This window comes from Streptomyces sp. NL15-2K (assembly GCF_030551255.1).
In the GTDB taxonomy this organism is placed as follows: domain Bacteria; phylum Actinomycetota; class Actinomycetes; order Streptomycetales; family Streptomycetaceae; genus Streptomyces.
Genome location: NZ_CP130632.1, coordinates 1 through 11,596 on the forward strand (window position 1 = coordinate 1; position 11,596 = coordinate 11,596).

Consider the following 11,596-nt stretch of genomic DNA (forward strand, 5'->3'; position numbering starts at 1 on the left):
GATCCATCAGGATGATCGCTCGATCTCCTCTTTTGCGAACGACCTCTTCAAGGCATGTAGAGCTGAATCCGGACATGCTGACGATTACGCCGACGACAGATGGAGATGTCCGGCGAAGGCGTGCCTCTACCGCGTCGACCACGTCAATCGATACGGGCTTGCTTTCCCATTTCGCTTCGATGAGGTACGTTTGTCCTCCATAGGAGGCGACAAGATCAGTCTGCCTCGGTGGGGAAATCGAGGAATCTCGCTCTGCTCGGAGTCCAGCTATGCGCAGGAGGCGCAACAGGAAACGCTCGAATTCAATTCCGCGACGCTGTGGGGTTTTTCCGTTCTCCAGTGATCGGAACTCGTCAAACGGAGTGATTCTCACGTGTCAAGTCTCCTGATTCGGTGCAATGGAAGAGGTCGTCGTATAGAAGCTTTGGATTATTTCCAGGCCTCAGCGTCGAGAATTCCACTTTCCTGCAAGAATGCCTGGGCAGAGGTGTCGAGCTAATCGGCACTCTAGATTCAAGGTGTGCGCGGTGGCGCTACACCGGAACCCGCTTCCCGCCGGAAGCATGGACCCGGACCGTGGGCAGTCAGTTCAGAACGGAAGTTCGGGCCCGGCTGCCCCCCGCTTGATGGTCATGATCTGTTCGTGGAAGTCGCGTGTGGCGGCTTCGCGCGGGTAGCGGGACCGGAGTTCCTTATCCAACTCGTCGGCGACTAAAAGCAGAGACGGGAGGGACTTGCGGTCGGCTTCGAGGGCCTTGGTTCCCATGCCGATGGCTTCTTCGATCTCGCCCGTGCGGGCGGCGGCGACTCCGAGAGTGAGGCGTGCCTCTGCGGCGCGCATAGGTGAGATCTCGGTTCCGCCGGGGCCGGTGCTGATGCGGATCACTGATCGGGCGTGGGCGGCGGAGCGTTCGTCGTCTCCGAGTAGACGATAGGCGTCCATCTCGTAGAAGTCCCACTTGTCCGGGTCAATGATGAAGTGGTGTTCCGGGTGGTCCGGGCGGGGTAGCCGGTCCAGGCGTGCGCGTCCGGCATCCAGTGAGTCACGGACCAGTCGGGCGTCTCCCATGCGGGCGGCGGCGCGTGCCTTGTGCGCGTACAACTGCACGCCGACGGAATGCGTCTGGTCCGAGGCGTGCCCGGCCTCGACGGCGTCGAGCATGTCTTGCCAACGGCTCTGGGTGAGAGCGAACCACGCCTCTATCTCCCACGCCCAAGCCTTGATCTCGCCGTGTCCGGCCTCCTCGCCTATGCGGAGTGCAGCGGCCTTACTGAGGTTCGCGGCCTCGCGCTGGCCACGGTCGTACTGGACACACGCGTTCAGCAGGAACAGCCATCCGGTATCGACGAGTAGTTCCCGGTGCTGTCGAAGGGTCATCCGGCCTTCGAGTTGCTTGGTGACGTATTGCAAGCCGTTCCGGGTGCGCTCGTGAAGGTAGTCGGCATCGGCGTACGGGTACGCGCGGGCCAGTTGGTCAATGCCCTGCTCGATCGACTCCAGGGCGGCGCTGTTGATGCTGGACATCTCCGTCCGCCGTAGCATCTCGGCGATGTCCCACAATCCGGCGCCACCTTGTGCGATCAAGGCGCTGGGGTCGTCAAGCCTGGATGGGGTGGCCGGTCGTTCCAACTCCCACGGGCGTGGGGCGACACCTGCGAGATGACCAGGGATGCGCAGTCCATCGACGACTTCGAGGATCTTGTGGAACTGGGTGATCCGTGGGCGAACGCCCTTGCCGTCGGTCTCGGGCCGGGCCATCTTGCCGATGTGCTCGCGCTTGTAGCCGATGGCCTCGGAGATCTTGGCGTAGCTGATGTGGCCGTGGATCTTGGCCAGTCTGAAGACTTCACCGAAGTCGTGGTTGGCGATCGCCGACCGCACGTCCGCGCGTTCCAGCACGTGCGGAGGCAGAGCTGCCGGTGTCGGTGCAGCTTCGGTCATCTCACTTCCCCATTGTGATTGACCTGACGTCTCTTGTTGGTTGATCTTCTCTTTCGATCTTCGCTTCACGGTCTGTCTCGCGAGTGTACCCATGAGGGGGGTCCCCAAGAGGGGGGAGCGGCAGCCGGGGCAGGGGGTGCACTCTCGTCACCCTGCCGGGAGGGCCTCGGCAGACGTGAGCTGAGACGGGACCATGTCATGGACGCGAGAAATGCGCGGCGGCATGAACACGTAGCGCAGGAACTGGAGGCGTACGCTCACTGGTTCGCGGTGCCGGATCCGTCATCCGACGGGCGCTTCCTGGCTCTGACGCTGTTCGCCGAGTGCGGGGACGCGGCACGCATCGCGCGGGACACGGTGGCCGTGTTCCTGCGCGGGGTGATTGTGGGTGAGGTCGTGTCTGACGCCCGGCTGGCCGTCTCGGAACTGGTCGGGAATGTGGTGAACCATGTGGTGCCGGAGCGTCATCTGGCCCGTCCCGGCGGCTGTCGGCGTATCGATGTGACCTTCAAGCTCTATCCGAGGTGGCTCTTCATCGGCGTCGCGGATGAGGACTCGACACCCCCTCTGCTTCCCATGGGCGACGCGCTCTGCCCGGAGTTGACGGGGGAGCTGATGGAAGCTGTCTTACCCGACAGCGGCCGTGGATTGATGATCACTCAGCGGGTGGGGGCGGCGGTCTGGTGGACGCCGAAGGAGGGCGGAGGCAAGACGGTCTGGTGCCGCTTCGATCTGGACGGCGAAGGCAAGCACAGACCGCACTGATGATCTCCGGGCCGTCGCTTCCTCGTGTCTTTCGCGACGGTAGCGGGCGGCTGCCCGGGGCTGGAGGGTGATTCCTCCGGCGAACGGGGCGTGGCCTCCTGGGACGATCCGCCGAGCTCCCCACTCGGCCTCAGGAGGCCCGCTTCGACAACCGAACACCGGACCGGGCCACCCCTAGCCCTGGAAAGCACAAGGGTGGCCCGGCTGGGGAACGCGAAGATCCCCGGTGCCTGATGGTACCGGGGCCGTTGTGCTGTGCATCTGCCCTGGGCCAAAGAGAGTTGATGACCCGTTATCTAGATCAGGGCAGAGGTGGGCAAGGTGACTGGCGCGGATGAGGGCTGGCTGAGCAATGGCCTCGATGATGTCGCGGGCGCGGACTTCGGTCTGTGGGTGCCGGATGTCGACTACATGGCGGGCTGGCGCGAGGCGCGGGAGTCCGCAGACCGGCTGAATCGGGCGTTCCTCGGTGCCGGGTTCGGGCTGTCCGAGTTACGGGCTGTCGCCTCGACGAACGAGGGCGGGCGCGGGGTCGTGCGGCTGGCGGGCTGGCCGGACGCTGTTGACCGGCTCGCCGGGCTCCTGGAGGCGCTCGCCGATGGCGACGGCGGTGCGGTGTGAGGGGCCTTTTCGCTGGTGAGCGGCGCGCGTGGGCACGTCGCCGGCCGCAGAGACTTTGGGCGGTAGCTGCCATGGGGCGAGTGAACAGGGGGCCTTACGCTCGCCAGCGGATCGGGCAGTCCTTGGAGCTGCCCGCAATAGCCCGATCGGCCCCCTGTTCTTCGAGGCTCGCCCCATGGGAGCTGCCTAAAGTCTCGGAGGCCGTCGACCCCCAGCCACCCACGCCCCGGGCCACCGTGGCCGGTCGACGCTTCGACTCCTTGGGCGTATTGCGGTGTGGGGCGCCGGGTGACCGGACGGGACCGGCGGTCACGCCGCACGCCCGGCCGGGGCGGCCGGGCGCCCCGGCGTGCCGGAGGCACGCCCTTGAGGAAGTGAAGGTTGTTTCGACCGATGGCCGTTGGTCCTCAGGTGCGGGCGCGTCCGGTGGGCTGCTTGTCGGCGGTGATCCGGTAGGAGAGTTCGGCGCGGTCCGCACCGACGCTGAGCTCTTCGAGGATCAGCGGGCGGTCGTCGGTGCCGTGCGCGACGCGGACAAGGTGCAGTATCGGGGTCGCGTCCGGGAGCTGGAGTGTGGTGCGCTCGTCGGGCAGCGGCATGCGGGCGCGGACCGTCTCCGACCACCACAGCTTGTGTCCGGCCTGGGTGAGTACCCAGTAGATCGCTGCCGGACGCTTGCATGGTTCCTCCGCCAGCATGGGAACAGCCTCAGCCACCTCGAACGGGATCAACGTCCGGTGCATCGCGCGCGTGCCGGTGGCGGCGTCGATCAGCAGCCGGTCACAGCCGAACAGTGCTTCTTCCTCGTCGAGTTGGAGCAGTCGGCCGGTGGCCTTGGTGGTGTGCGTGCGATACGTGCTGGGCTCCTCGGCCTCGTCCCAGACGTCGCCGTTGGGCATCACGAATCGGCCGTCGGGTGTGCGGCTGACGCGGCGTTCGAGGGTGAGCGCTGGTTGGCCGTCGGAGCGTACGAAGCTGCCCTTGCCGTGCCGGACGTCGATCAGCCCTTCCGCTCGCAGGGCTGCGATGGCGTTGCGGACGGTGGGACGGGAGACGCCGTAGCGCGCCATGAGCTGAGCTTCGGACGGCAGCAGGGAATCCGGCGTGAACTCGCCGGACAGGATCGCCTCGCGGATGGCGGCGGCCACCTGCTGGTAGAGGGCTCCGGGGCGCTGGATCTCTGACATCTCGGCATCTCCGGGTTGAGGTCGTAGTCACGTCGCACGAGCGACATCACTCGTCAGCATAAGTAGTTGCACTCTCGCCGTACAGCACTTCATAGTCGTAACTCGTAAGGACAAGTGACGTCAGCATCTCGCTGGCGTCCCGATTGGCCAGGGAGGCCAAACACAATGCAGTCCATTCCCGTGGACACGGCGCGGCTCGGCGTACTGCGGTGCGCCATCGCGCCCGAAGCAAAGCTCAGCAACCCCGAGACACAGGAGGTGAAGAAGGACCGGGACGGCAACCCCGTCTACACCGTGGCCGTCACCGTGCGGCAGGACCGACGGCGTATCTCCGTCATCGAGATCGCCGTGAGCGGTCAGCCCAAAGGCATCGAGGAAGGCCAGATCGTCAAGGTCACCGGACTGACCGCGTTCGCCTGGTCAATGGGCGACCGGCACGGCGTCAGCTTCCGGGCCGACGCGATCACGCCCGTGCACGGCACGGCGGCGCACTCCAAGGGCGGTGACGCCTGATGGAGCCGATCCTGCTTGCCTTCGCCCTGGCAGTACTCGCGTGGGTGCTCGTCGTCGGCGACCTGGTGCGGCGGCACCGTCCGGCCTGGCACTGGTACGTCGTCGGCTACCCGGTGACCGCGTGCCGGGTGCTGTTCACCTGGCGGCGGGTCGCCATGCTCAACGACCTCTCCGTGTCCCGCCTTCCGGCGCGCACGCTGGTCGGGCACCTGCTGGTCAAGGGTGATCCGGTGCGGCCGGTGGCTCCGCGGCTGTCGTTCCCGCGTGCCACCCGCCTGGGGCTGACCGTGGCCGTACGGCTGCACGCGGGCCAGACCCCCGCGACCTACATGAAGGCGGCCGATGCGCTCGTACACGCGTGGAAGGTCCACGCGGTACGGGTCGCCTCGCCGGAACGCGGCCTCGTGCTGCTGACGGCGACGGCCACTGATCCGCTTCAGCGGCCCGGCTTAGCCACCGCCCCGACCGAGCTGCTCTCCGCCCTCATCGGCGCGCTGGAAACGGGCGGCGCGTGGGTGATGAACCTGCGGTTGGTACCGCACTGGCTCATCGCCGGGGCCACCCGGTCAGGCAAGTCCACCCTGCTGGCCCGGCTGATCACCCAACTCGCGCCCCAGCCTGTCGCCCTGGTCGGCATCGACTGCAAGGGCGGCATGGAACTTGGCCTGTTCACCGGACGGCTGAGCGCGCTGGCGACCTGCCGACGCGAAGCAGTCGCCGTGCTGAGCGCGCTGGTCGTCGACATGCAGGACCGGATGAGCGCGTGCCGGTCGGCGGGTGTCCGCTCGATCTGGGAGCTGCCCGACAAGCTGAGGCCCATACCCGTCGTCGTGATCGTCGACGAGATCGCGGAGCTGTACCTGGCCGACGGCACCCGCGACAGCAAGGCGGAAACCGAACAGTGCTCCACACTCCTGCTGCGCCTGGCGCAGCTCGGGGCGGCCCTCGGCCTGCACCTGGTCGTCGCCGGACAACGCGTCGGCTCCGACCTCGGGCCCGGCGTCACGGCCCTGCGGGCCCAACTCGGCGGTCGCATCTGCCACCGGGTCAACGATCCCGGCACGGCAGAGATGGCCTTGGGCGACCTCAACAAGGACGCCGTGGCCGTCGCCCAAGCGATCACAGCCGAGGAGCGGGGCGTGGCCGTCTGCACCGGCCCGGACGGCGGCTGGAGCCGCGCCCGCTCCCACCTCACGACCACCGAAGAGGCCGTGTCGACGGCCCGGAAGCACGCGGCCATGACCCCGGAACTGCCCGCCCTCGACCGCGCCTTGGCGGTGCTGGAAGGAGACGACAAGTGATCAGCGAAGGTACGGCGTTCACGTTCGCGGTGATCTTCGGGATCATCACCGTCCTCCTCGTCCGCTCCCGCGACGTCCGCGCCTGGGAAGCGGTCTGCGTCGGCCTCTTCGGCCTCTACCTCGGTCAGACCCCGGTGCTCTTCACCGTCCACGGCCTCCTGACCTGGTTGATCAACGGCTTCTCCCACACCTGAGCAGAAAGGAAGCACGGCCATGCCCATGCCTCGCGTGAGGTGCCCCCACTGCAAGGGCGACGGAGCCCGGAAGACCTGGACCGGACGGTCGCGGCGCTGCCGCGTCTGCCGGGGCACCGGAACCATCCGCTGAGCCCCGCCCACCCCACCCACACAACGGAGTGATCCCCATGACCAACGGCGCACCACCACCCATCACCCGTGCCGCCTCGGCGGCCCACCCCGGAAGGTCACCACCATCACCCCGGAGTACACCCCGGCTGACCGGCGCGCCGTCCTCAACCGCGCGGCGCGCCTGCGTCAGCTCCCCGAAGCAGACCGCGACGCAATTCGCATCGCCCAAGGCCCTCAATTCCCGCGCTGGCTGGAGCAGATCACCGCAACCGGCGGCTGCTCCCACCCCGTCCACCTGACCGGCTCCACCACCGTCCTGGACGGGACAACCGGCGAGATCCTCCACCACTACGACACTCGCAGCGAACCCGGCGAACGCCTCCTGATCCGCTGCCGCAACCGCCGCGCAACCATCTGCCCGGCCTGCTCCCGGCTCCACGCGGGCGACACCTTCCACCTCGTCCGCGCGGGCCTGATCGGCGGCAAGAACGTCCCCGCCACCGTGCGCACCCGGCCCCGCCTGTTCGTCACCCTCACCGCCCCGTCCTTCGGGCCGGTCCACCGGACTGGTGAGCAGTGCCGACCTCGCCGCGACCGCGGCACCTGTGACCACGGCCGCTCCCTCGGCTGCGGCGCCGTTCACGACGCGGCCGATCCCCTCGTCGGCCAACCAATCTGCCCGGACTGCTACGACTACACCGCCCACGTGCTCTGGCACGCGCACGCCTCCAAGCTGTGGGACCGGTTCGTCATCGACGTCCGGCGCCGCCTCGCCACCTCGGCAGGCATCGTGCAGTCCCGGTTCGCCCAGCACGCGCGGTTGTCCTTCGCCCGCGTCGCCGAGTACCAGAAGCGGGCGGCCGTCCACGTGCATGCCGTCGTCCGGCTCGACGGCCCGGACGGACCGGCTGATGACCCCCCGGCCTGGGGCACCGCCGACCGGCTCACCGATGCCGTGCAGACTTCGGCCCGTCGGGTCCTGGTCCGCACCCCCTACAGCCCCGCCGTGGGTGAGCTGGTGCTGCGCTGGGGCTCCCAGATCGACGCCCGACAGCTGCGCGCCGACGGCGACGGCCCCGACGATGACGCCGTAGCCGCATACGTCGCCAAGTACGTCACCAAAGGAGCGGACGAGACAGGCGCCGGCACCGACCACAAGCTCACCACCTGGGCCGACATCGACACGGCACCCGTGAGCGGACACGTCCGCGCCCTCATGCGGACCTGCTGGCGCCTCGGCGGCCTCCCCGAGTACGCGCCCCTGCACCTCCGTACCTGGGCTCACACGCTCGGCTACCGGGGCCACATCCTGACCAAGTCGCGCGCGTACTCGACGACGTACGCTGCCCTCCGCGCCGAACGCGCGCACCACGTCGGCCACGCCGACATCCTCGACACCGTCACCGAGCGGAATTGGCGCTACGTCGGCTCCGGCCACACTCCCGGCGCCGCCCTCATCGCCGCTGGAGTCGCCGAAGACCTCGCCGCGAGCAGCGAGATCGCTCGCGATGAACGTGAGGTGTCCCGGTGACGAGACGCCACAACGAGCAGTGGGCTCGGGCGGTCGAGCGCCAAGCGGCCAAGTTCCCCACACGCATAGGGCCGAAGAGCGCTGCGCGACTCGCGCGGCTCCTCGGACCTGCACCGAGGGATTCCTAAGATCCGCAGTTATGCCGACTGGTTCGCCGGGAGCAGGGCGGGGAGGTAAGTCCACCAATCGAGGTGTGTGCGCACCAGATCCTGCAGTACCGGGCCGCTTTCCAGCATGTGTCGGCAGTAGGCTTCCCACGGCTCGGCGCTGGTGCTGTGGGGGATCTCTCGGTGGACGTGCATGCCGTTGCTCAAAACGTCAGCGAGCAGTTCGGCGATAGTGATGATCGCATCGCGCTCGTCCGCTTCCTCGGGCAATGGCTTGCCGTCGTAGAAGCACCCGCGTGAGCCGGGGAATTGGAGCATCAGGACGTGCACCTCACGCAGCGAACGGAGCACCATGTCGTTCGCCGAGACGGCAGCCACAGCATTGCTGATCCTCGTCTGCTCCGTGGCCGCCCGGGTCTGCTCGGTAGCGGCTCGCGTCTGCTCGGCGGCTGCTTTCGTCTGCTTGGCCAGGTAGAACATGGACCACGCGGACACTCCAAACGCCAGCGCGGCCGCAGAGGCACCCACTGCTTCAGCCGATAACCAATCCATGACGTTCCCGCCCTCCCCACAGCAGTGACGGGACGATATCGCAACAGGTCACGTCACTGTTGAAAATCTCATTGATCGCCCGGACAGGCCCTAGTCCAGCGGGTTCGGCTTGATGTCCACGCGGTTGGTGTCGAACCCCCTGCCCTTCCTCGTCGGCGGACGGACGACCACGGCAGCGAACAGGAAACGATAGATCGCGTTCATGCGTGCGTAGTCCTCCTCTTTCTCCAGGCGCTCCCAGTTGACTTCGGCGTCCGGTCCGGCGATCCCCTCCAGGACGGCAATAGGGCGTTTGACGGTCTTCCGCTGCCGCTCCTTCATCCGCTTGAGGATGGGCGCACGCATGGATTGGAAATCGGCAGTCGTGAAGTCGTCATCGTTGAGCCAAAGCTGTTTCAGCTCTTCCAGCTTCGCCCGGTCCTTCTCGTCCGCGAGAACGTCAGCCTCGGGACGCGTGGTCGTGGCGGGTTCGTAGCCCGAGGTGTCCAGCTTGGTCAGAACCTTGATCGCCACATCCCGCGCGAAGGCTTCCAGGGGTACGGCGGATACGGAACGTCCGCACTTCTGCTGGCCGACTTCGTCGGCGCGCGTGCACCGGTAGTAGGCGTACCGCACGCTGTTCGTACCGGCCATGCGGGCTCCGCATGAGCACGTCGCGACTCCGCGCAACAGGTAGTCCCGGACCGGCCGCTTCTGCCCGTCCCTGGATTGCTTGGCTCGGTATCCCCTGAGCCGCTGAACCTCGTCCCACTGGCCGCGATCGATGATGGCGGGCCACGTCCCGGTTCCCACTTCTTCGCCCTGGTGGATCCGGACACCCGCCACGAAGTTGGACGACAGCAGATGGCGTACGTTCTCCGGCTGCCACACTTTGCCCTTGGAAGTGGGCACTCCCCGCATGGTCAGGTCCTCAGCTATGAGCTGAGGTGAGTCGCCGTCCAGATACCGCCGGAAGACTTCGCGGACGATCTTTGCCTCATCCTCGATGATCGCCTGACCGTTGCTGGTGTAGCCGTAGGGACGGTTGCCCACGTGCGGCTTGCCCTCGCGGGCCTTGTCCTTGAGAGCGTCCTTCAGTCGTCGTGACGTGTCGTCGGACGAGCGGCACGCGTGGGCCACCTCGATGCGGAGAATGAACCGGTCATCGGGGTCCGACAGATCCCGCCGGTTCGCCTCGCCGTGTAGCAGGACGCGCTTGTCATCGGCTATTGAGAGAAGCTCTTCGAGGTCCTTCGGCTGCCGCATAAGGCGGTCGGGGTGGTAGACGATGACGTGCCGGATCTCCCCTTCCCCCATCGCCTTCAACATCTCTTCCCACCCGGGCCGCTTGCGGTTGCGCTGCCACGCAGAGCGGTTGTTGTCCACGTAGACGTGGGCCGCTTCGACACGGAGCTGAAGCCGTTGCGCGATCTCCCGGCAGATGCGTTCCTGCCGGTCCACTCCGGTCTGGTCCTCGTCCCGGGCGTGGGAGATCCGGCAGTAGATCGCTGCGGGCTCGCCCGGGGTGATCACGGCCTTGGCTAACTTCGATCGACTCATGGAAACACCGTACGAGCCCGCTATGACATCAGTCAACCTCGGTTCATGCGGTAATAACTTGGCTGGCCAAGGGGCTGGGTGAGGGCATCCTGTACACCCAGGCGGCCAGTAGGTGCAGCAAGCACCGTAGCGGGAGTCGCGGATGCCTCTGCCGGGCCTTGAAGGCTCGTCGGACCGCACTCGGAAGTGGGCTTTCGCTGCGCTACTCAGCGACTTCTGATTACTGGTTCCAATACTGCCGAGGAGGATTCCTGGCTCCTTCGAGCGCAACTACCACACTTCCTGCTGCGAAAGCAGAAACCCAACCAGTCAACATGTACCTGCCCTTACGTTCCTTCCATGCGCAATGGGGAGCCACGTCGCATAGGACGTATGAAATTTCGTTCCAGCTGGGACCAATCCCGATACTTTTCGGAAAAGGCGTTCCATTTTTGAGCGGATTATGTGCCAATACCCCTGTTACCCGTAGCTGCTCCTCGCCGGAAGATGTAACCTCTCTTGAGGTTATATAGCCTGCGATTTCAAGTTCGATGGCTGGGTCGATGCGTCCATGGGCGAAGTTGACTCCATGGTCCCATGAAACTCGACTCTCCATCCAGCTCCCAAAAGTGTCAGTGATATGTTGAAAGCGCGTCGTGTCGAGTGGTAGCTGCTGCATGACGAAGGACAAGTCGCAGTTGTCAACTTCGCCCTCGTCATGTATATCGACTGAGAGGCTCCAGAACTCGTCGCCACTTGATCCGTAACAGTGCAGAGTTGCGCGTTGACCCTCGTATCCGTTCTCGGACGACAAAAGATCAGTCAATGAGGGGCGACCGATTCCATGCAATGCTTTAGGTCGCTTAGATAGCGTCCATCGGAAAGCTCCATCACACTTTCCGTTTTCGTGAAGGTCGATCAGGAGCTGCCGCAAGGACGCCAACGACCGAATGGCGGGAAACAGGTCAACAACGGCAACGCCGCGCCTCTCCAATTCATCGAGGGGAATGTGTAGATGGCCGAACACGGGGCTTTTGAAGTCAGTACTATTGGCGACCCATGGAATTGGTCCGCCGTTAACGCTCATCAACTGAGAGTGATCATCTTCAGGTTCCTGCCAGCGGGAGTAGGCGCGGGTTAAAACTGAGTCGTGGAACCAAACCTCGGCCATCCGGACTAGCCGCTGATGTTTCGTGTGCAGAATCCACCGAAGCTTTACGGGGTCTTCGATGGCAGCTTCAATGTCGTTTC

General features: G+C 65.8%; 12 protein-coding genes. 7 read left to right on the plus strand and 5 right to left on the minus strand.

The genetic code is table 11. From position 1 onward, the window contains the following. Window positions 1-343 (plus strand): hypothetical protein (locus Q4V64_RS54525; RefSeq protein ID WP_303716108.1); only part of this gene is annotated, 343 nt, incomplete at its 5' end. A 246-nt stretch (window positions 344-589) separates the two neighbouring features. Here Q4V64_RS54525 and Q4V64_RS54530 read toward each other — a convergent pair. Next, window positions 590-2,035: a tetratricopeptide repeat protein gene (locus tag Q4V64_RS54530; RefSeq protein ID WP_253267095.1), complete on the minus strand. Its 1,446-nt coding sequence runs from the start codon at window positions 2,033-2,035 to the stop codon at window positions 590-592. A gap of 105 nt (window positions 2,036-2,140) precedes the next feature. Here Q4V64_RS54530 and Q4V64_RS54535 point away from each other — a divergent pair, with 105 nt between their 5' ends. Both Q4V64_RS54535 and Q4V64_RS54540 read left to right on the plus strand, forming a co-directional pair. Next, window positions 2,141-2,707: an ATP-binding protein gene (locus tag Q4V64_RS54535; RefSeq protein ID WP_124441529.1), complete on the plus strand. Its 567-nt coding sequence runs from the start codon at window positions 2,141-2,143 to the stop codon at window positions 2,705-2,707. 321 nt (window positions 2,708-3,028) lie between these two features. Next, window positions 3,029-3,328, plus strand: a complete 300-nt coding sequence (locus Q4V64_RS54540) for a hypothetical protein (protein WP_124441530.1) — start codon at window positions 3,029-3,031, stop codon at window positions 3,326-3,328. A 407-nt stretch (window positions 3,329-3,735) separates the two neighbouring features. Here the strand turns inward: Q4V64_RS54540 and Q4V64_RS54545 are convergent, their stop codons facing one another. Continuing rightward, window positions 3,736-4,515 (minus strand): GntR family transcriptional regulator, encoded by a 780-nt coding sequence (locus tag Q4V64_RS54545; RefSeq protein WP_124441531.1) that lies wholly within the window; start codon window positions 4,513-4,515, stop codon window positions 3,736-3,738. Between the two features lie 165 nt (window positions 4,516-4,680). Here Q4V64_RS54545 and Q4V64_RS54550 point away from each other — a divergent pair, with 165 nt between their 5' ends. The 4 genes from Q4V64_RS54550 (at window position 4,681) to Q4V64_RS54565 (ending at window position 8,168) form a co-directional block, all read left to right on the plus strand. Beyond that, the gene (locus Q4V64_RS54550) at window positions 4,681-5,028 is read left to right on the plus strand and encodes a hypothetical protein (protein ID WP_124441532.1); all 348 of its coding nucleotides are present in this window, start codon (window positions 4,681-4,683) and stop codon (window positions 5,026-5,028) included. Continuing rightward, entirely contained in the window at window positions 5,028-6,329 is a 1,302-nt protein-coding gene (locus tag Q4V64_RS54555) for an FtsK/SpoIIIE domain-containing protein (RefSeq protein ID WP_124441533.1), read from the plus strand. Before Q4V64_RS54550 ends, Q4V64_RS54555 begins: the two co-directional genes overlap by 1 nt. Further along, on the plus strand, window positions 6,326-6,523 hold the full coding sequence (locus Q4V64_RS54560) for a hypothetical protein (RefSeq protein WP_124441534.1): 198 nt from the start codon (window positions 6,326-6,328) through the stop codon (window positions 6,521-6,523). The genes Q4V64_RS54555 and Q4V64_RS54560 overlap by 4 nt, the downstream gene beginning before the upstream one ends. A 295-nt stretch (window positions 6,524-6,818) precedes the next feature. Beyond that, a complete protein-coding gene (locus Q4V64_RS54565; RefSeq protein ID WP_124441535.1) occupies window positions 6,819-8,168 on the plus strand; it encodes a replication initiator in 1,350 nt (449 codons plus the stop codon). 137 nt (window positions 8,169-8,305) lie between these two features. Here the strand turns inward: Q4V64_RS54565 and Q4V64_RS54570 are convergent, their stop codons facing one another. The 3 genes from Q4V64_RS54570 to Q4V64_RS54580 form a co-directional block, all read right to left on the minus strand. Continuing rightward, window positions 8,306-8,755 carry a hypothetical protein gene (locus Q4V64_RS54570; protein ID WP_124441536.1) on the minus strand — a complete coding sequence of 150 codons (450 nt, stop codon included), beginning with the start codon at window positions 8,753-8,755 and terminating at the stop codon, window positions 8,306-8,308. 162 nt (window positions 8,756-8,917) lie between these two features. Next, window positions 8,918-10,366 carry a recombinase family protein gene (locus tag Q4V64_RS54575; protein ID WP_124441537.1) on the minus strand — a complete coding sequence of 483 codons (1,449 nt, stop codon included), beginning with the start codon at window positions 10,364-10,366 and terminating at the stop codon, window positions 8,918-8,920. Window positions 10,367-10,586: 220 nt separating this feature from the next. Further along, the coding region (locus Q4V64_RS54580; protein WP_303716110.1) for a hypothetical protein at window positions 10,587-11,596 on the minus strand (1,010 nt) is incomplete at its 5' end.

What these genes read in the sequence shown, in the direction of transcription:
- Q4V64_RS54530 (WP_253267095.1), bottom strand. Translation starts at nt 2,035, where the DNA reads ATGGGTACACTCGCGAGACAGACCGTGAAGCGAAGATCGAAAGAGAAG.
- Q4V64_RS54550 (WP_124441532.1), top strand. Translation starts at nt 4,681, where the DNA reads ATGCAGTCCATTCCCGTGGACACGGCGCGGCTCGGCGTACTGCGGTGC.
- Q4V64_RS54555 (WP_124441533.1), top strand. Translation starts at nt 5,028, where the DNA reads ATGGAGCCGATCCTGCTTGCCTTCGCCCTGGCAGTACTCGCGTGGGTG.
- Q4V64_RS54575 (WP_124441537.1), bottom strand. Translation starts at nt 10,366, where the DNA reads ATGAGTCGATCGAAGTTAGCCAAGGCCGTGATCACCCCGGGCGAGCCC.
- Q4V64_RS54545 (WP_124441531.1), bottom strand. Translation starts at nt 4,515, where the DNA reads ATGTCAGAGATCCAGCGCCCCGGAGCCCTCTACCAGCAGGTGGCCGCC.
- Q4V64_RS54570 (WP_124441536.1), bottom strand. Translation starts at nt 8,755, where the DNA reads ATGTTCTACCTGGCCAAGCAGACGAAAGCAGCCGCCGAGCAGACGCGA.
- Q4V64_RS54535 (WP_124441529.1), top strand. Translation starts at nt 2,141, where the DNA reads ATGGACGCGAGAAATGCGCGGCGGCATGAACACGTAGCGCAGGAACTG.